Origin of the sequence: Streptomyces sp. R302, assembly GCF_012927245.1 — a bacterium.
Taxonomy (GTDB): Bacteria; Actinomycetota; Actinomycetes; order Streptomycetales; family Streptomycetaceae; genus Streptomyces.
In genome coordinates this window covers 652463-670016 of the sequence record NZ_JABBGE010000003.1, presented here as the reverse complement: position 1 = coordinate 670016, position 17554 = coordinate 652463, and the positions used below count along the sequence as shown (strand labels likewise).

Genomic DNA, 17554 nt, shown 5'->3' with positions numbered 1-17554 from the left:
CCTTAGAAAATAATGCCTTTCTCCTTTCCGAGCATCGACGGTAGCGCACTGACCACTCTTCCGATGCGGAGTTCGCGTAAATGCCCAGGTTGACCGTGATCAACAAAGCATGGACGGCCGAGGAGGTGAGCCCCGATGGCACTTCCTGAGAACGGCGCCCCCTGGCCGCCCCCGGAGTGGGCCCCTGTCTATGCGCAGATGCGGGTGGACGACGCTTGGTACTCCGGCGACAAACGCCGGCTCGCCGCCGTCTACGAGCACGCCCCGCAGCCGAACGCCCGCCGGAACGTGTGGGGGCGCCGGTCCGTCGACCACGCCGCCCCTGAGCGGGACCGCCGCCTACACGTGCCGCTGCCCGGCGACATCGCCGCCACCTCGGCCGACCTCCTGTTCGCCGACATGCCGGCCATCACCGTCGACAGCACCGAGACTCAGACCCGCCTCGACGAGCTGCTCGACCTCGGCCGCGTGCAACAGGTCCTCCTGTCCGCCGGCGAGCAGGCCGCCGCCATGTCCGGGGTCTATCTCCGCTCGACATGGGACCGGGCTGTAGCCCCGGACCGACCCCTGCTCACCGTCGTGCAGCCCGACCGCGCAGTGCCCGAGTTCTTCCTCGGCATCCTGCGGGCCGTGACGTTCTGGCAGGAGTTGAGCGGCTCGACCCTGTCCACCGTGTGGCGCCACATGGAGCGCCACGCCCCGGGCGAGGTCGAGCACGCGCTCTACGAAGGCACCCCGGACAACGTCGGCCGCCGCGTCCCGCTCACCGAGCACCCGGTCACCCGCGCCCTTGTCGACTCCCTCGACCTCGACGGCTCCGGAGCGACCGGCGCCACCGTGAGCACCGGTATCCAGCAGCTCACCGCGAGCTACGTCCCCAACATGCTCCCGAACCGCCTCTACCGAGGCAGCCCCCTCGGCCGATCGGACTACGGAGCGCCGCTCTACGACCAGTTCGCCAGCCTCGATGAGGTCTGGACGTCATGGATGCGCGACATCCTGCTCGCCCGCGCCCGCCTGATCGTCCCGCGCGGCTACCTGCGCGACGACGGCCCCGGCCGGGGCGCGACGTTCGACCTCGACCGCGAGGTCTACGACGAGCTGAACATGCCCCCGAACGAGGGGAGCGGCATCACCCTGTCGCAGTTCGCCATCCGGGTCGAGGAGCACCAGCGGTCCGCCGAGGCAATCATGCGGCAGGCCGCCCAGTCCGCCGGCTACTCCGCCCAGTCGTTCGGACTGGAGGGCGGCGGGCAGCCGATCACCGCGACCGAGTCCGAGTCCCGCGACCAACGCAGCATGGTCACCCGCCGGAAGAAGGCCGGTTACTTCCGCTACGGCATCGCCGAGCAGGCCCTCGCCCTGCTCGCCCTCGACAACGCGCACTTCGGCCGCCGCAACGATCTTGCCGCACCGGTGACGGTCGACTTCGGGGACGGAGTAGCCGAGTCCGAGCAGCAGACCGCTATCACGCTCGACCTGCTCAAGCGGGCCGAGTCCGCGTCCGCCGCGACCCGGGTAAAGATCCTGCACCCGGACTGGGACGACACCGCCGTCAAGGCTGAGGTCGCCGCGATCCTCGCTGAGACCGGCGCCGCCGCCCCGGACCCCGTCGGCACCTTCCCTATGGGTTAGGGCTTGAAGACATCAGCCCCAGCACTGACGAGCGTCCCGATTGCAGCGATCCCCGCAATGATCAGCGTCATTGCAAGAATTCTGGTCTGCCAATCCATGCGCTGCCATATGGAACCAACCGGGACATCCTCAGTGAAATTCACCTTCCCTTTCTTCGACGCCTTATCCGTCAAGCGAAGAATTAGGGACCAAGTCAACGTTGCGAGCGCAGGGATGGCCGAATAGAGGGCAGCGTCGGCCCAAAATTCGGCATTCTCACCATTCGGCTTACTGCTCAGATACACCTGCGATACGCCGAAGACGTAGAACCAGATAAATAGCGCAAGCGTCACAGCGGACTGCGCCGCCTTCTGACGGTCCCGCTGGAACGGCAGCTCCCGCTCCCGCCCATACCTATTCGCCAGAAAGAGCTGAATCCGAGCCGCCTGCCCATGGACCCAGATGTGGTCCGCACCGGAAATATGCATCCTGACCTCATCGGCGGTAACCGAGAGCGAGAGATGACGCAGAAATCCCTGAGAGGGACTCTCCCAAACCTTCCCTGCAACCTCGTATTTCTCCCAGGGGACTCGATCGTCGTACCCTCGGGAGCCTTGAACATCGCTAACCAGGGCGTCAATGTCGGGTGCTTCGAAAGAGACGTTGTTATGCCTGGTGGAAACCTTAACTCCCGACGCTTCAATTCCGTCGGTTGCTATCTCTGTCAACCGTCGTAGGTCATTACGCCCCAGGCGACACGAGACGAAACTCTTATGGAGACGCGTCTCCTGTGCCGTTGTAGTCATGCGAGCAGTATGACGCCCGTGCTGCCTTGCAGTCGAGCTTCTTCAAGTACCTCAACTACCGTTTGGGGGTGAGCCCGTGCCGATCCACCCGGGCATGGTCGAGCCCCTTGCCGAACGCACCCGCGACCTGTACGCCGCCGCCGAGCTGCGCCTACTGGCCATCATCGCCAGGCAGCTCGGCGCCGGCCTCGACGCCCCCGGGTGGGCCGAGCGGAAGCTCTCCGCCCTCTCCGCCGTACGGCGCGCCTCGCAGGCCGTCGTGACTGAACTGGGGCAGGCCGTCACCCTCGACGTGCACGACGCGATCGCCGAGGCGTACAACGTGGGCAGCCGCGCCGCCGTCGCCGAACTCGGCGCCCTCTCCGACGACGCCGTACGCATGGTCGATGACGTCCTACCGCAGGCGCAGGCCGTCGACCGCCTCGCCGCCGAAACGGTCGACCTGCTCACCTCGACTCACCGCAGCATCCTGCGGGCCGTCGACGACCAGTACCGCGCCGTCGTTTCCGACGTCACCGCCACGCCGCTCGTCGGCACCGGCACCCGTCACCAGGCCACACAGGACGCCATGCGCGCGTTTGCCGACCGGGGCATCACGGGATTCCGTGACTGCGCCGGCCGCCCCTGGTCGCTCACCGCATACGCGGAGATGGCCGTACGGACGTCCGTCGGCAGGGCCGCGACCGAGGCCCACATGCAGACCCTCGCCACCGCGGGGGTCGACCTAGTGATCGTCTCCAACAGCCCGCGCGAGTGCCCGCTCTGCCGCCCGTGGGAGCGCCAGGTGCTCACCGTCGGCGGCCCCCCGGGCCCGCGCGACGTCGAGGTCGAGCACGCCACCCGCGACGGCGAGACCGTCACGGTGCACGTTGCCGGATCCCTCGACGAGGCACGCCGAGCAGGGTTGCAGCACCCGAACTGTCGGCACTCCGTGAGCGCGTACATGCCGGGTCTCACCCGTGTGGACGACGCCGACCCGGACCCCGCCGGGTACGAGGCCGGCCAGCGTCAGCGGGAGATCGAGCGGCACATCAGGAAGTACAAGCGCCGCGCCGCCGCCGCCGTCGACGAACAGGGCCGCAAGGCCGCCGAGGCCAAGGCCCGACAGTGGCAGGCCGCCATGAGGCAGCACCTCGCCGACCACCCCGACTTGCGCCGCAACCGCACCCGCGAGCAGCTCGGCGCCGGGAACCTGCCCGAGCAACGCCCCAAGGTCACGCCCGACCAGCTCGACAACGCACGGGTGTGGTCCGGCGACGAGGGCACCATGCGCGAGATGACCGACGAGCAGCTCGCCGCCGCCGTCCGGTCGGGTCCCGTCGACGCGCGCGCCCTCGCCCGCGTCGAGGCCGAGGCCGACCGCCGGGACCTCGACGACCTCGCCGCCCGCGCCGACCGCCTATTCCCCGGCGGACACCTCGCCGGGGACCTCGCCGACGTCGGCGACGATGACCTCGCGTGGGCAATGCAGCACGCCACCGCCGAGGAGCTGCTCAGGATCGCCGCCGAGATGGACCGCCGCGACGGCATCGAGCTACCGCCGCCAGCCGCCACAGGCAACGCCGTCGACGACCTACTCGCCGACCGCGACGCCCTCGGCGAGGCGATGGACCCCGCCCCCGACCCGACCGGGTGGGGCGCCCTTGCCGACGAGCAGCCCGACGGCGACGCCGCATTCTGGGATGCCGTCAAGCAGGCCGCCGCCGCCCGCGCACGTGGGGACAACGGCGACCAGGACGAGCGGCACCTCATCACCCGCCGCGAGGCCCGCGCCCTGTACGACGAGTACGTATGGCGCCAGTACGCCGACGCCGAGGACGCCTGTAACGGCTACCTGCTCAACAAGAAGGCGAAGGCGGGCGGCATCAACCCCGCCGCCTTGTTTTCTGGCCCGGCCCGCATCGCATACGCGAGGGCGAGCGACGAACTGAAAGAGTGGTGGGCCGAACACGGCCGCCTCACGCAGGCGGAGTTCATCGAGCAGGTCACCGGCAAGTCCCAGAGATGGGCCGCCGGCGCCCGCAAGAACGAGTCCGACCAGCAGAACAAGAGGTGACACGCCGATGGGCGCCCGCGAGGACATCACCCGCGCCGTTCTGGAGGGCCGTACGGCCGCCCAGGAGGGCCGCCCGCCGTCCGCGTGCCCGTACCCGCGCACGTCCGTCCTGCGGACCGCGTGGATACGCGGCTACGCCGCCGCCCGCCCGGTCACCGAACCGGACGAGTAGCAGCACCACCAGCACCACCCCAAAGGGGCCCCCGCCAGGCGCAGGGGCCCCTTTCGCATGTCCAGAGCCCGCCAGGAGCGGGCCCCGAGTCACCCCAGGAGGGCGACACCATGAGCACCCCGACCCCCACCTCGACCGCCCCGGCCGCGCCCGCGCCCACCGCGCCGCCGACCGGACCGGCCGCCGACCCGACCCAGGGCAACCCCGCCCCGCAGCCGACCGGGCAGGCTTCGGCGCCGCAGGGAACCCCGCCCGCCCCCGCCGCGCCGCCCGCGACGGACCCGGCCGCGCCGAAGCCCGGCGAGGACCCCGTCGCCACGATCGCCCGATTGCAGAACGAGCTTGCCCGCGCCCGCCAGGAGGCAGGCTCGCAGCGCGTCACCGCCAAGGAGCGCGCCGCCGACGAGGCCCGCACCGAGCTGATCAAGCAGGTCATGGCGGTGATCGATCCGAACGCCGCCACCACGCCCGCCACGCCCGAGCAGCTCACGCAGCAGCTCACCGCGCAGCAGGCCCGCACCCGCGCCGCCGAGCTGCGCCTCGCCGTCTACGGCCTCGCCCCGGCTGCCGGCGCCGACGCGGCGGCGCTCGCCGACTCCCGAGCGTTCGCCGACGCCACCGCCGACATCGACCCGGCCGACACCGCCGCCGTCACGGCCGCGATCACCGCCGCAATCACGGCCAACCCGCGCCTCGCCGCCCAGCAGCCCCAGGGCCCGCAGCGCGGCGGCGCCGACTTCACCAGCGGCCCCCAGGCCGTGACCGCCGAGCAGTTCGCCGCCATGGACTACGCCGCGCGCGCCGAGCTGTACGGCTCCGACCCCGACACCTACCGGCGCCTCGCCGGCGGGTGACCAACCCCCGGCCCTGGCCGGAGAGAGTGAGCACCCCCCATGGCTCAGACCACGTCCACGCAGATGATCGTCCCCGAGGTCTGGGGCGACATGGCACAGGCCCAGTTCCTCGGCAGGGTCCGCGTCGCCGGATCCGACGCCGTCCAGGACGACAACACCCTTGAGGGTGCCCCGGGCGACGAGATCAACTTCCCGAAGTGGGGCGCCCTGTCCGACCTCGACGAGCTGACCGAGACGGCCCCGCTCGTCCCGGTCGCCATGTCGACCAGCTCGGCCAAGGCGACCATCAAGGAGGTCGGCAAGGCCGTCGAGATCACCGACAAGTCCCGGCTCGTGGGTCTCGGTGACCCGGAGGCCGAGGCCCGTCGGCAGTTCGGCGTCCTCGCCGCCCGCAAGATCGACGCCGACCTGATCGCCCAGGCCCAGGCCGACGAGACCGCCCAGGGCGGCGGGAACCCGTTCCGCTTCTCCACCGCCGCCGGGAAGACGAAGTTCACGTGGCTGGACGCCATGGTTCCCGGCATCGCCCAGTTCGGCGACGAGTGGGAGCCGGACGACTTCTCGGGCCTGTACCTGAACAGCGCCCAGTACGCCGACGCGCTCGCCGACCCGCAGTTCGTCGACGCGGCCAAGCTCGGCAACGGGCCCTCGGCCGCCGTCAGCGGATCGATCGGCCGCATCGGTGGCGTTCCGGTGTTCGTCACCAACCGGGTCGCCGCCGGGAAGTTCCTGATCATGAAGCGCGGCGTGCTCGGCCTGCTCTACAAGCGCCGGCCGCTCGTCGAGCAGGACCGCGACATCCTCGCCCGCTCGAACGTCATCACCACCACGATCCACTACGCGGTGAAGCGCCTCGACGACCGGGGCGTCGCAGTCGGCACCCTCGCCACCACCTGATCAGGAAGGGAGCCGCCGCATGATGCTGCGCCGCTACCACGACCGTCCGGCCGCCGACGAGCAGCCGGACGGGCCCCCGCCGCCGAGCGGGGACGACAACGGCAACGGGCCGGACAACATCGAGCGTCCGGCCCGTTCCGCGTCCAAGGTCGATTGGGTCGCGTACGCGGTCGCCCTTGGCGCCGAGCAGGCCGACGCCGAGCAGCTCACCCGCGACCAGCTCGCCGAGCAGTACGGCAGCGAGGGGTAAGCCGATGGCGCGCCGCGTCTACGCCACCCCCGCCCAGCTCACGCAGTGGACCGGCAAGCCCCCGCCGCCGGACGCCGAACGGCTGCTCACCCGCGCGTCCGAGGACGTCGACGACGCCCTGTTGACCGCCATCTACGACGTCGACGCCGACGGGATGCCGACCGACCCGGCCGTCGCCCAGGCCCTCGCCGACGCCGCCTGTGCGCAGGTGGCCTACCGGGAGGAGACCGGCGACACCGGGACGGGCGCCGCCGGCCGCTGGTCGTCCGTGTCCATCGGCCCCGTGTCCATGTCCGGCCCGCAGCAGCAGGCCGGCGGGACCGGCGCCGGAAACGTCGACCTCGGCCCGCAGGCGTACCGCTACCTCGCGCGCGCCGGCCTGCTCCCGGGGGTGATCCGGTGACCCGCGTCCCCCCGTGGCTGCTCCCCCACCGCGTCGTGATCGAGCCGTACCTCGGCGACTCCGCGTACGGCCCCCGATACGGCCCGCCCGTGCCCGGGGTGCGCGCCATGGTCGCCGAGCAGGTGCGGACCGTCCGCGATCGCGAGGGCCGCGAGGTCGTCTCCACCGCGCAGGTCATCACCGCGCCGGACACCGACTGTCCGGCCGAGTCCCGCATCACCCTGCCGTCCGGCCGCCGCACGCGCGCCCTGTCGGCCGCCCACCACACCGCGCCGGGCCTACCGGTCCCGGAGTCACTGGAGGTGATGTGCGAATGAGCCGCGCCCGCATCCGATGGAACGGCGACGCCGTCCTCGCCGCCGAGCGCGCCGGGGCCCTGCTCGGTCTCCGGCTCGGCGCCGAGCACCTGCTCGGCGAGTCCCGCCGCGTCGTCCCGATCGAGGAGGCGACCCTCGAACGCTCCGGGGTCGCGTCCGTCGACGAAGCGTCCATGACGGCCGGCGTCAGCTACGACACCCCGTACGCCGTCCGCCAGCACGAGGACATGTCCCTGCGGCACGACGACAACCGCACCGCCAAGTTTCTTGAGAGGCCGCTCGTCGAGCAGGCCGGGCCGATCAACGAGATCATCGCCGCCGCCGTGCGGAGGGCCTTGCGCTAGTAACTCTTCACCCGGCAGACCGACAGGTCCTTGTACGAGGCGAACGCCGCGAGGCCATCCCCGGTCTGCACGCGCAGCGTTCCCCAGTCTGTTGTGCCGGAGGGACACAGCCCATCCACGATGAGCTGCGCATTCCCCAGATCCGCAGCCTTCCCGGGCTCCCCGGCGTCGCCTTTCGCCCCCTGCGCCCCCACCGGCCCGGCCGGGCCCACAGGGCCGCTCGGCCCGTTGATCATCCCCGTCGTACTGACGGCTCCGAGCGTGAGCCCTGCGCCAATCACGGCCCCCAGCACACCCACCGCGAAGAAGCGGGCCATTCCCTGTCTCGCTATATCAGTCACCCGCGAAGAGTAAGGGGGAGCCGCATTCCTGACCTCCTTGACGGCATCGCCCGGTACCTCGCAGCCGAGGGCCTGCTCACCTACGACCCCAATAGCACGTCCGGCGACACATTCGTCGAGACGATGCCCCCGGCCCCGGACGCGGCCGTGTCCCTCGCCCTGTACGACGCCGGGCCGCAACAGGCCCGCGACGACGACATCGACCAGCGGCTACAAGTCCGCGTCCGGGGCGGCCCGGACCCCCGCGTCTCCCGCGCCCGGGCGCAGGCCATCTACGCCGCGCTGAACGGGCTCACCAACACGCAGCTCCCCGACGGCACATGGGCCGTCCTGATCGCCGCACGCGGCATCCCCGCGCCCATGGGCGCCGACTCATCCGGCCGTCACGAGCACGTCACCAACTACGACGTCGCCACGGCCGCCCCCACCATCCCGTAAGGAGGTCCGCCCATGGCGGGCAACAGCAGGTCCATCGACGCGCGCGGCTGGCTCTTCGAGGTCGAGGACGCCGGCGCCGCTACCGAGACGTGGCTCCCGATCGCCGGTCTCAACTCCTGGTCGTACTCCCCCGGCGAGAACGAGGAGGTAGCCGACACGACCAGCTTCGACAGCGACGGCGCGTACGAGGAGGACGTGATGCAGCGTGGCGCGAGCATCACCCTCGAAGGTCAGTACCGCATCGACAAGACGACCAAGGCCAGGGACCCGGGTCAGGCGTACGTCGATGAGGACTGGACGCCGCGTCTCGGCATCGACTCGCACAACCGGCTCCGCTACCGGCACGAGACGCAGACCATGTGGGCGATCTGGGACGCCACGATGACCCCTGGCGAGCAGTCCGGCGGCACCAACGAGAAAACCAGTTGGAGCGCGACGTTCCGCCGGTCCGGCGTGGCGACCTCGGCGGCGGTGACCCCGTGACCGACCTCGACATCGAGCACCAGGACCACGCCGCGCCCAAGACGGCTGACTTCGATGCGTTCTTCGCCGAGCAGGCCGAGGAGCAGCCCCGGCAGCCCCTCCGACTGTTCGGCCGCACGTACACCCTCCCGGAGTCCCTCCCCATCCTGTTCACGCTCCAGGCCGAGCGGCTCCAGGGGTCCGACGACCCCAACGACGTCCGCCGGATGCTGACCGCACTCTACGGCGGCGACGTCCTCGACGAGTGGGCCGAGCAGGGTCTCACCGACAAGCAGCTCGGCATCCTCCTGATCTGGTCGGCCGCCGCGATCCGCTCCCCGGGCAAGGTCTCGATGGAGCGCGCCGCCGAGCTGTACGCGGAGCAGGCGGCGGGAAAAGCACCGGGCCCGAACCGGGCGGCCCGACGGAGCAAGAAGAGCAAGAAGGCCGGGAGTTCTGGGAAGCGATCCTGACCAACTGGGGCACCGTCGAGGCTGACCTCGCCCGCGAGTACGGCCTCGACGCCCCGGCCGTGGCCGCCCTGTCCACGCGCCGCTTCCTGGTCCTGATCGGCGGCCTCTCCCCCGAGTCACGGTTCGCCCGCGCGTGGCAGAAGACACCGCGCCGCGTCACCGACCCCGCCGAAATCGCGGCCCTCACCGGCAACCCCGCCGGCTGAACCACACCCCCGGCACCGTGCCGGATGACCCCCGATGGGAGGTGATCCGGCGTGGCCCTGACTGTGGGCGAGCTGCTCGCCACCATCAGCGTCGACGACTCCGAGGCGCGCGCCGGAATGCAGCGCACCGAGGCCGCCATGGCCCGGACCGGCGACAGCATCGTGTCCGAGGCCGAGCAGGCCGGAGCCGAAGCGGGAGACGCCCTCGCCAAGGGCATCGAGGGCGGCGCCGAGCAGGGAGCCGAGCAGGGCTCCGGAGCCCTCGCCGCATTCGGGTGGGCCGCCGTCGGCGCCGCCGTCGGCGCCGCGCTTATGGTCGGCATCTCCGAGGCCATGCAGCAAGGGCAGATCGAGGCCAACCTCGGCGCCCAGCTCGGCGCGACCCCGGCCGTGGCGAAGCAGTACGGCGATGTCGCCGGCGAGTTGTACGCCGACGCGATCATCGAGTCGGTCGAGCAGGGCGCCGAGATCATCAAGGGCATTGCCCGGGGCGGCCTGCTCCCGCCCGAGGCAACCGAAGAGCAGATGTCCACGCTCGGCCGCCGCGTCGCCGACACAGCGAGCGTCATGGGCGAGGACGTGTCCCGCGTCACCCGGGCCGTCGGCACGATGATGAAGAACGGGTTGGCCGACTCCGCCGAGGAGGCCCTCGACGTCCTCACCCGGGGCGCACAGACCGGCGTCGACGTCGCCGAAGACCTCTTGGACACGTTTTCGGAGTATCCGACCGAATTCCGTCAGCTTGGTCTCGACGCCGAGACCGCTATGGGCCTGCTCTCTCAGGGGCTCCAGGGCGGCGCCCGCGACGCCGATACCGTGGCCGATGCGTTGAAGGAATTCACGCTCATGGCCCAGGGCATGAGCGAGTCAACTGCGGAATCGTTCAAGGCGCTTGGCCTGAACGGCGAGCAGATGCAGAAGGTGTTTCAGGAGGGCGGCCCGAAGGCCGGCGCCGCGCTCGATCAGGTCATGGATCGGCTCCGGGCCATCAAGGACCCGGCGAAGCAATCCGAAATCGCCCTCGGCCTGTTCGGCACCAAATCCGAAGACATGCAAAAGGCCATCCTCGGCCTCGACCCCTCCAACGCGGTCAGCGCGCTCGGCAAGATCGAAGGCGCCACCGACGCCGCCGGCAACATGATGCGCGACACCGCCGCGCACCGTTTCGAGGCGTTCAAGCGCGGACTGATGCAGGGCGTTGTCGACGTGATTGGCGCGTACGTTGTGCCCGCGCTCATGACCGGAGCCGACGCCGCCGTCGCCATCGGCAAGGGGTTCGCCACGGCCGGGCAGTACGTCGCCGACAACTCCGGCATCTTCCTGAGCATCGCCACGGCCATCACGGTCGTGATCCTGCCTGCTCTGATTCAGTGGGCGATTCAGCAGGGCATCACGGCCACCGCAGTGGTCACCGGGTGGGTCACCACCGCGACCGCGTCCGTGACCTCGGCCGCTACTCAGGTGGCATCGTCGTGGGCGACGATCGGCGGTTGGGTGGCGATGGCCGGACGGGCCCTATGGGCCGGGGCCGTCGTCGTCGGTCAGTGGGTCCTCATGGCCACGCAGTCCCTCGTTCAGGCCGCCCGGATGGCCGCCGCGTGGCTGATCGCCATGGGCCCCATCGGTCTCGTCATCGCCGCCGTCGTCGGCCTTGTCGTCCTGATCGTCAAGTACTGGGATGAGATCGTCGCCGCCACCGAGGCCGCTTGGGACTGGATCGTCGAGACCGTCACCGGAGCCGGCAAGGCCACAGTGGAGTGGTTCACGTCCTGGAAGATCTGGGAGACCATCGCCCAGAAGTGGCAGGCCACGAAGGACGGCACCAAGCGCCTGTGGAACGACCTGACGGAGTGGATCCGAGGGATCCCCGGCCGGATCGTCGGCTACTTCTCCGGCTGGAACATCGCCGGGACGATCTCCGGGCACTGGGAGCGCGCCAAGGCCGGAGCCATCGAGAAGGGCCGCGCCCTGGTCGACTGGGCCCGGGGCCTGCCCGCGTCCATCTCCAACGGCATCGGTGACCTCGGCGGCCTGCTCGTCGAGAAGGGCCGCAACCTCATCCAGGGCTTGTGGAACGGCATCAAGGGCATGGGCGGGTGGCTCAAGGGCCAGTTGGTCTCCTTCGCCAAGACGATGATTCCCGGCCCGATTGCCTCCGCCCTCGGAATCGCGAGCCCCTCGCGCGTCATGGCCAAGATCGGCCGATGGATCCCGCCGGGCCTCGTCCGGGGCATCGACCGCACCAAGGGCATGGTCGCCCGAGCCATGGAGACCCTCGTACCGACCCCGACCCTGCCCTCGTTCGGCGGCATGGGCGCCCCGGCCCTCGCCGGCGCCTCGCCGTACGGGCCCGCAGGCGGCACCGCGCCGGGTGCACGACTCCACATCGAGCACTGGCACGCCGCTGAGAACGGCAGCCCGGACGACAACGCCAAGGCCCTCGAATGGGCGTCTAAGGGCCGGGGGTGATCATGGGAGCCACCGACCTCGGAAGCCTGATCACCGGCCCCGGACAGATCCAGTACGGCGACCTCCTGCTCGGCACCGGCACCCCCTACCGGTGGCGCGCGCTGAGCGGGTGGGAAGAGATGCCCGCACTCGATTCCTCCTCGGCACTCCGCCCGGACGCACACGGCGCCTACCCCGGCGCCCTGCTCGCCCAGACCCGCACCATCGGCCTCGACCTGATGGTGCGGGCCCCCCGCGATCAGATCGGCGGAGCCGTCGCCGCCCTGAACGCGGGCACCGTGCCCCGCCTCGACGAGGTACCGCTCGTCGTATGGCTGGACGAGCGCGGGCCCCTGCTCGTCAACGCGCGCGCCGTCCGCCGCAACGTCCCCGTCGCCAACGGGTACACGGTCGGGACGATCCTCGGCGCCGCGATCCAGTGGGAGGCATCCGACCCCCGCCGATACGGCGTCGACGAGCAGCACGTCGCAACCGGCCTACCGGCACCCGAGCCGGGCCTCGAATGGGCCGGGACGACCGGCCTCGAATGGGCCGATGACCTCGACTGGGGAGTCGGAGGCGCGACCGGCAACATGGGCGTCATCAACGGCGGCGACGCCGAGACCTCGCCGATCATCACGTTCACCGGCCCCGTGACCGCACCGCGCCTCTCCCAAGAGGACGGCCGGACGCTGGAGTACGACATCACCCTCGCCGCCAACGAACAGCTTGTCGTCGACACCCGCGCCGGGACCGTCACCCTCAACAACTCCGCCTCGCGCCTCTACACCGCGACGTCCCGCAGCGTGCCCGAAGGCGCTTTCACCCTCGCCCCCGGAACGACGTCGCTCGCCTTCCGCGCCGAAACACACACCCCCAACGCCCGATGCGCCATCACATGGCGCTCCGCCTACTGGTAGGAAGGACCCTCCCCGATGCCCGTGCGTTCCGCATGGCTGACCAACCGGGGCGACGCGGCCGGCGGGCAGACCCGCACCGACACGCGCCTCGCCCCGCTCGGCACCTTCACCCCGACAGGCCGCCTGACGTCCCTCTCCGGAGTCATCCCCGGATCACCCAACGGCGCCACCCCCATTGCCGGCCTCGCCGTCACCGGCACCGGCCCCGGCACCATGACCGCGTCCGTGGCCCCCGGCCGCGCGCTCATCCAGTCGACCGAGGCCGCCGGCGCCTACCCGGTCAGTCTCGACACCGCCCTGACGATCACCTTCGCCGACGGCAACGCGTCCAACCCCCGGTTCGATCTCGTCGTGCTCCGGATCTACGACGGGGCCGTCGACGGCGGCGCCGAAACCAAGGGCGCCATCGAGATCATCCAGGGCGCCGCCGCAGCAACCCCGGTCGTCCCGACCGTCCCGGCCGCCGCCATCGCCCTCGCCCAGGTCCGCGTACCGGCTGGCGCGAGCGCCGGAACCGGCGGCATCGACTGGGGGACCGCGATCACCGACCGCCGCACGGGCACCGTCGCCGTCGGGGGCATCCTCGTCGGCGCACCCACCGCGCCCGGCGCCTACCCGGGCCAGTTCCGCGACGGCGGACGCGGCATCGAACGATGGAACGGGACGTCATGGATGCCGACCGAGGAACGGCACTACGTCTCCGTGACGAAGTCGGGCACCTACGGCCTGTCCGCCAACCAGTACACCAGCGTCGTCTGGAACTCCGCGCCCGCCCGTACCGACGCGATCATGTGGTCGTCCGCGCAGTCCACCCGGCTCGTCGCCCCTGTCGCCGGCCTGTACGTCGTCTACACCTCTCAGACGTGGCCGAGCGGCGCCGCCAACTGCCGTACCAGGGTGCGGATCAACGGCGATGACAGCAACGTCATTCAGATGTCCGTAGTCGCGTCGTCGACCGGCAGCATGGGCGATTCGAACGCCCTTCCCCTGGTCATGGCCGCAGGCGATTACGTCGAGATGCAGGTCTACAACTCGAACGCGCTCACCGGTATCCCGTCGTCGTACACCCGGGCGGGGCTCATCTGGCAGGGGCCCGCATGAGCGGCCTCTACCGGGTGATCCTGTGCGACCTGCGCACCGACCAGGTTCTCGATGTGCTCCCCGCACAGGGCATCAAATGCGACGACTACATCGGCAAGACCGGCGGCGCCCAGTTCTCCATCCCCGTGGCCGGCCGGGACATGGCGCGCCGCGCACGCGAAGCCGTCATCCCGGCCCGTACGGCCGTGTGGATCGAGCGCGGCGGCGACGTGTGGTGGGGCGGCATCGTATGGACCCGGGAAATCATCCCGCCGTCCCGGGGCCGTCCGGGCGCCCTCGCTGTCCAGGCCGCAACGTTCGACTCGTTCCTCGCACACCGCCTGCTCACGGACGGGTGGACGGGAACCGGGGTCGATCAGTTCGACATTGCCCGGCAGCTTGTCGACTGGGTGCAGTCGACCAAGGGCGGCGACATCGGCATCGAACTTGACTGGACGCAGACGTCCGGCGTACTCCGCGACCGGACGTACTCCCGCTACGACCTGTTCGTCGTACGCGACCTTCTCGACCAACTCGCGAACGTCGAGGGGGGTTTCGAATGGCGGGTGCGAACGTACCGCGACACGTCCGGCCGCCGGGTGAAGTCGCTACAGCTCGGGTACCCGATCATCCGGAGCAGCCGCACCGAGCTGGTTCTCTCCTCGCCGGGCCCGGTCATCGACTACCGGATGCCGGAGGACGGCACCGCGCGCGCTACGCACTGGTACTCCCGGGGCGCCTCGATCAACCGCAACCAGACCGAAGCGTCGTACCCGCTCATGTCCACCCCCGTCTTCATCGACGGGGCCGTCGAACCGGGCGGCTGGCCACGCCTCGACGGCACGAGCGACTACACCAGCGTCGAGAGGCAAGCGACCCTCGACGGCCACGCGCGCGCCGACCTCTCCCGCGCGTGGACCACCACACAGGTCCCCACCGTGTCCGTCCGCCTCGACGGCTCCGGCATCTCCCCCGGCCTGCTCGGCTCCACCATCCGGCTCCGGATCCGTGACGAGTGGTTCCCCGAAGGGCTCGACGCCCGGTATCGCCTGATCGGCCTCGCCACCACCCCGGCCGAGCGCGGCCGGCCCGAAACCGCCGATCTACTCCTCGAACCGAACGCCGCCCCGGCGGCCCTCTCCGCCTAGGAGGCACCCCCACGTGGCCGCAATCCCCCTAGACCTCCTCGACCGCATCCGCCGCCTGGAGGCCGAGGTACGCGAGCTGAGGGGCCGTTCACAGATCCGCCCAGCCATGGACCAGGTCCTCAACGGCGACGTCGTGGTCGGCGAGGGCGGCGCCCTGTCCGTCCTCGACCCCGACAACGGGCACACCACCTTCCGCGTCGGCGAGATCTTCCCTGCTATCGGGGAGTTCGGAACCATGATCCGCCGCGACGACGGCACCGTCGCAATCAGCGTCTCGCGCGGACCCCTCGCCGACCCCGCCCAGTCGCAGGCCGTACGCATCATGGACGCTGCCGGGAACGAGCTGCTCTCCGGCGAGACCGTCGACCCGGCCGGCGGCCTCGCCCGCCCCTACCTTCCGCTGCCCATCCCCCAGGACGAAGCCACCGCGTCGTGGCCAGGTAGCGCGTCCACCGCGTGGACCACGATTGGCCGGTCGCGCGGGCTCGTCCAGCACCCGAGAGTCTGGATCTACGCCGTCATGGCCCGCCCCTCCGGCGTCTCGGCCCAACTCCGGCTTCTCGTCGACGGCACGGTCGTCATCACCGGAACTGTCGACCAGACCCTTGCCGGCGGCGGGCCCGTCCCCGGCTATTCCTTCGGCAAGGGCGTCGAGTTCGAGTTGCAGGTGCGCGTCACCGCCGGTACCGGCACCGTCCGCGCGATGACCCGCTACCTGTACGGCATCCAGTCCTAACCCCCTTCCCCCGAGGGCCGTCCCGCGCACCGCGCCGGGCGGCCCTTCCGCATTCTCGGAGGTACCCCATGGCCGCGCCCGCGACCGCCGCCCGCTTCCTCGCCGCGCTCCGCGCCGAGGGTCTGAACGTCATCACCTACCCCGGTTGGGAGACCCACAACAGGAACCACAAGGGCCCGTGGGGCCCCGTGCACGGCGTCGTCGTGCACCACACCGTCACCAAGGGCACCGCCGCCACGGTGCGCATCTGCCGCGAGGGACACAGCACCCTGCCGGGCCCGCTGTGTCACGGCGTCATCGCCAAGGACGGCACCGTGCACCTGATCGGCTACGGCCGCACCAACCACGCCGGCAGCGGCGACCCGGACGTACTCCGGGCCGTCATCGCCGAGGAACCACTCCCGACCGACAACGAGGCGACCACCGACGGCAACCGGCACTTCTACGGGTTCGAGTGCGAGAACCTCGGCGACGGTGCCGACCCGTGGCCCGAGGTCCAGCTCGACGCCATCGCCCGCGCGTCGGCCGCCGTCTGCCGCATGCACGGCTGGGGCGCGCGCTCCGTGATCGGCCACCGCGAGTGGCAGCCGGGCAAGCCGGACCCCGTCGGGTTCACCATGGCCTCGATGCGGGACCGGATCGACGCCCGCCTCGACGACAAGCCCAAGCCCCCGGCGCCGAAGCCGACTCCGCCGGCCAAGCCGAAGCCGACCCCGCCCAAGAAGCCCGTCGTCAGCCTCTCCCGCCTGATCGCCGCCGCCCGCCGCGACCCCGCCCAGAAGGGCACCCCCGTCTCGTACGCCGGGGCCCGGACCGTCGAGGCCGCCCTCGCCGCCGAGGGGCTGCTCGCCCGCTCCCTGGTCGATGGGCACTTCGGCACCGCCACCCGCACGGCGTACGCCCGTTGGCAGGCCCGCCAGGGCTACCGGGGCGCCGCCGCCGACGGAATCCCCGGCCGCGCGTCCCTCGCCGCCCTCGCGGCCCGACACGGCTTCACCATCACCCCCTGACCCGCTCCACCCAACCCCCACACAGGAGGAACCCCGCATGTCCGCCGCCACGAAGCGCATCGTCCGCACCCTGCTCCAGGCCGCCGCCGCCCTCGCGGTCGCCGCCCCCGGCATCGTCGCCGCGTCCGGCATCCCCGCGACCCTGCCGTACGTCGCCGGCTTCCTCGCCGTCGCCGGCGGCCTCGCCCGCGTCATGGCGCTGCCCTCGGTCGAGGTGTTCCTCGACCGCTTCGGCCTCGGCCTGGTCGACGACAACGGGGGCGGCCGGTGACCATCCCCACCCCGTCCGATCCGGCCGCCGTTGCCGTCGAGCTGGAGCGGCTCCGGGGCGCCCTCGAAGCAGGGTTCGCCCGCGTCGACGGCTCGCTCGCCCTGCTCGTCCAGCGTGGCGACCAGACCGACAAGCAGCTCGCCGACCACGAGGCCCGCCTCGACGCCCTCGAACGCGCCCGCTGGCCCCTCGCGTCCATCGCCGCCCTGACCGCCCTCGCCGGCGTCGTGGTGGCCCTGTGGCAGCTCGCCACGCGGTAACCCATTCTTGTTCCCCGCACACGCGGGGATGCGAAAGCGGCCCCACCC

23 protein-coding genes are annotated in these 17554 nt (G+C 71.2%); 21 read left to right on the top strand and 2 right to left on the bottom strand.

Annotated features, from left to right (window positions below; genetic code table 11):
- The first annotated feature begins 135 nt into the window (after window positions 1-135).
- A complete protein-coding gene (locus HHL19_RS12845; protein ID WP_169088779.1) occupies window positions 136-1635 on the top strand; it encodes a phage capsid protein in 1500 nt (499 codons plus the stop codon).
- On the opposite strand, the gene HHL19_RS12840 is transcribed toward HHL19_RS12845, so the two are convergent.
- A complete protein-coding gene (locus tag HHL19_RS12840) occupies window positions 1632-2342 on the bottom strand; it encodes a hypothetical protein (RefSeq protein ID WP_169088777.1) in 711 nt (236 codons plus the stop codon). The genes HHL19_RS12845 and HHL19_RS12840 overlap by 4 nt on opposite strands.
- A gap of 172 nt (window positions 2343-2514) precedes the next feature.
- On the opposite strand from HHL19_RS12840, the gene HHL19_RS12835 reads away from it, so the two are divergent.
- The 8 genes from HHL19_RS12835 to HHL19_RS12800 all read left to right on the top strand — a co-directional run bounded on the left by HHL19_RS12835 (window position 2515) and on the right by HHL19_RS12800 (window position 7713).
- Window positions 2515-4476, top strand: a complete 1962-nt coding sequence (locus HHL19_RS12835; protein ID WP_206324874.1) for a phage minor capsid protein — start codon at window positions 2515-2517, stop codon at window positions 4474-4476.
- 7 nt (window positions 4477-4483) lie between these two features.
- Window positions 4484-4648 carry an Rmf/CrpP fold protein gene (locus HHL19_RS12830; RefSeq protein WP_169088772.1) on the top strand — a complete coding sequence of 55 codons (165 nt, stop codon included), beginning with the start codon at window positions 4484-4486 and terminating at the stop codon, window positions 4646-4648.
- A 110-nt stretch (window positions 4649-4758) separates the two neighbouring features.
- Window positions 4759-5502 carry a hypothetical protein gene (locus HHL19_RS12825; protein ID WP_169088769.1) on the top strand — a complete coding sequence of 248 codons (744 nt, stop codon included), beginning with the start codon at window positions 4759-4761 and terminating at the stop codon, window positions 5500-5502.
- A 39-nt stretch (window positions 5503-5541) separates the two neighbouring features.
- On the top strand, window positions 5542-6399 hold the full coding sequence (locus HHL19_RS12820) for a phage head protein (protein ID WP_169088768.1): 858 nt from the start codon (window positions 5542-5544) through the stop codon (window positions 6397-6399).
- Window positions 6400-6418: 19 nt separating this feature from the next.
- Window positions 6419-6649: a hypothetical protein gene (locus tag HHL19_RS12815; RefSeq protein WP_169088766.1), complete on the top strand. Its 231-nt coding sequence runs from the start codon at window positions 6419-6421 to the stop codon at window positions 6647-6649.
- Window positions 6650-6653: 4 nt separating this feature from the next.
- Window positions 6654-7052 carry a hypothetical protein gene (locus tag HHL19_RS12810; RefSeq protein ID WP_169088764.1) on the top strand — a complete coding sequence of 133 codons (399 nt, stop codon included), beginning with the start codon at window positions 6654-6656 and terminating at the stop codon, window positions 7050-7052.
- Window positions 7049-7369, top strand: a complete 321-nt coding sequence (locus HHL19_RS12805) for a hypothetical protein (RefSeq protein ID WP_169088762.1) — start codon at window positions 7049-7051, stop codon at window positions 7367-7369. Before HHL19_RS12810 ends, HHL19_RS12805 begins: the two co-directional genes overlap by 4 nt.
- Window positions 7366-7713, top strand: a complete 348-nt coding sequence (locus HHL19_RS12800) for a hypothetical protein (protein WP_169088760.1) — start codon at window positions 7366-7368, stop codon at window positions 7711-7713. Before HHL19_RS12805 ends, HHL19_RS12800 begins: the two co-directional genes overlap by 4 nt.
- Here HHL19_RS12800 and HHL19_RS12795 read toward each other — a convergent pair.
- The gene (locus tag HHL19_RS12795; RefSeq protein ID WP_169088758.1) at window positions 7710-8030 is read right to left on the bottom strand and encodes a hypothetical protein; all 321 of its coding nucleotides are present in this window, start codon (window positions 8028-8030) and stop codon (window positions 7710-7712) included. The genes HHL19_RS12800 and HHL19_RS12795 overlap by 4 nt on opposite strands.
- A gap of 3 nt (window positions 8031-8033) precedes the next feature.
- Between HHL19_RS12795 and HHL19_RS12790 the strand changes: the two genes are divergently transcribed.
- The 12 genes from HHL19_RS12790 to HHL19_RS12735 all read left to right on the top strand — a co-directional run bounded on the left by HHL19_RS12790 (window position 8034) and on the right by HHL19_RS12735 (window position 17506).
- Window positions 8034-8492, top strand: a complete 459-nt coding sequence (locus HHL19_RS12790) for a minor capsid protein (RefSeq protein WP_206324872.1) — start codon at window positions 8034-8036, stop codon at window positions 8490-8492.
- A gap of 12 nt (window positions 8493-8504) precedes the next feature.
- Entirely contained in the window at window positions 8505-8975 is a 471-nt protein-coding gene (locus tag HHL19_RS12785) for a hypothetical protein (RefSeq protein ID WP_169088756.1), read from the top strand.
- The gene (locus HHL19_RS12780; RefSeq protein WP_169088755.1) at window positions 8972-9427 is read left to right on the top strand and encodes a hypothetical protein; all 456 of its coding nucleotides are present in this window, start codon (window positions 8972-8974) and stop codon (window positions 9425-9427) included. The genes HHL19_RS12785 and HHL19_RS12780 overlap by 4 nt, the downstream gene beginning before the upstream one ends.
- A gap of 59 nt (window positions 9428-9486) precedes the next feature.
- Window positions 9487-9633 (top strand): hypothetical protein, encoded by a 147-nt coding sequence (locus tag HHL19_RS12775; protein ID WP_158822098.1) that lies wholly within the window; start codon window positions 9487-9489, stop codon window positions 9631-9633.
- Window positions 9634-9684: 51 nt separating this feature from the next.
- On the top strand, window positions 9685-12102 hold the full coding sequence (locus tag HHL19_RS12770) for a phage tail tape measure protein (RefSeq protein WP_169088753.1): 2418 nt from the start codon (window positions 9685-9687) through the stop codon (window positions 12100-12102).
- Window positions 12103-12104: 2 nt separating this feature from the next.
- On the top strand, window positions 12105-13001 hold the full coding sequence (locus HHL19_RS12765) for a phage tail domain-containing protein (protein ID WP_169088751.1): 897 nt from the start codon (window positions 12105-12107) through the stop codon (window positions 12999-13001).
- A 15-nt stretch (window positions 13002-13016) separates the two neighbouring features.
- Window positions 13017-14102 (top strand): hypothetical protein, encoded by a 1086-nt coding sequence (locus tag HHL19_RS12760; protein ID WP_169088749.1) that lies wholly within the window; start codon window positions 13017-13019, stop codon window positions 14100-14102.
- A complete protein-coding gene (locus HHL19_RS12755) occupies window positions 14099-15229 on the top strand; it encodes a hypothetical protein (protein WP_169088747.1) in 1131 nt (376 codons plus the stop codon). The genes HHL19_RS12760 and HHL19_RS12755 overlap by 4 nt, the downstream gene beginning before the upstream one ends.
- Window positions 15230-15242: 13 nt before the next feature.
- Entirely contained in the window at window positions 15243-15965 is a 723-nt protein-coding gene (locus HHL19_RS12750; protein ID WP_169088745.1) for a hypothetical protein, read from the top strand.
- 68 nt (window positions 15966-16033) lie between these two features.
- Window positions 16034-16975: an N-acetylmuramoyl-L-alanine amidase gene (locus HHL19_RS12745; RefSeq protein ID WP_169088743.1), complete on the top strand. Its 942-nt coding sequence runs from the start codon at window positions 16034-16036 to the stop codon at window positions 16973-16975.
- A gap of 37 nt (window positions 16976-17012) precedes the next feature.
- A complete protein-coding gene (locus HHL19_RS12740; RefSeq protein WP_169088741.1) occupies window positions 17013-17246 on the top strand; it encodes a hypothetical protein in 234 nt (77 codons plus the stop codon).
- Complete coding sequence (locus HHL19_RS12735) at window positions 17243-17506, top strand: hypothetical protein (RefSeq protein ID WP_169088739.1); 264 nt, start codon at window positions 17243-17245, stop codon at window positions 17504-17506. Before HHL19_RS12740 ends, HHL19_RS12735 begins: the two co-directional genes overlap by 4 nt.
- Window positions 17507-17554 lie beyond the last annotated feature (48 nt).

Coding starts and splice junctions, on each gene's coding strand:
- HHL19_RS12830 (WP_169088772.1), top strand. CDS start 4,484: ATGGGCGCCCGCGAGGACATCACCCGCGCCGTTCTGGAGGGCCGTACG.
- HHL19_RS12760 (WP_169088749.1), top strand. CDS start 13,017: ATGCCCGTGCGTTCCGCATGGCTGACCAACCGGGGCGACGCGGCCGGC.
- HHL19_RS12845 (WP_169088779.1), top strand. CDS start 136: ATGGCACTTCCTGAGAACGGCGCCCCCTGGCCGCCCCCGGAGTGGGCC.
- HHL19_RS12785 (WP_169088756.1), top strand. CDS start 8,505: ATGGCGGGCAACAGCAGGTCCATCGACGCGCGCGGCTGGCTCTTCGAG.
- HHL19_RS12755 (WP_169088747.1), top strand. CDS start 14,099: ATGAGCGGCCTCTACCGGGTGATCCTGTGCGACCTGCGCACCGACCAG.
- HHL19_RS12820 (WP_169088768.1), top strand. CDS start 5,542: ATGGCTCAGACCACGTCCACGCAGATGATCGTCCCCGAGGTCTGGGGC.
- HHL19_RS12815 (WP_169088766.1), top strand. CDS start 6,419: ATGATGCTGCGCCGCTACCACGACCGTCCGGCCGCCGACGAGCAGCCG.
- HHL19_RS12825 (WP_169088769.1), top strand. CDS start 4,759: ATGAGCACCCCGACCCCCACCTCGACCGCCCCGGCCGCGCCCGCGCCC.
- HHL19_RS12765 (WP_169088751.1), top strand. CDS start 12,105: ATGGGAGCCACCGACCTCGGAAGCCTGATCACCGGCCCCGGACAGATC.
- HHL19_RS12835 (WP_206324874.1), top strand. CDS start 2,515: ATGGTCGAGCCCCTTGCCGAACGCACCCGCGACCTGTACGCCGCCGCC.
- HHL19_RS12810 (WP_169088764.1), top strand. CDS start 6,654: ATGGCGCGCCGCGTCTACGCCACCCCCGCCCAGCTCACGCAGTGGACC.
- HHL19_RS12745 (WP_169088743.1), top strand. CDS start 16,034: ATGGCCGCGCCCGCGACCGCCGCCCGCTTCCTCGCCGCGCTCCGCGCC.
- HHL19_RS12740 (WP_169088741.1), top strand. CDS start 17,013: ATGTCCGCCGCCACGAAGCGCATCGTCCGCACCCTGCTCCAGGCCGCC.
- HHL19_RS12800 (WP_169088760.1), top strand. CDS start 7,366: ATGAGCCGCGCCCGCATCCGATGGAACGGCGACGCCGTCCTCGCCGCC.
- HHL19_RS12795 (WP_169088758.1), bottom strand. CDS start 8,030: ATGGCCCGCTTCTTCGCGGTGGGTGTGCTGGGGGCCGTGATTGGCGCA.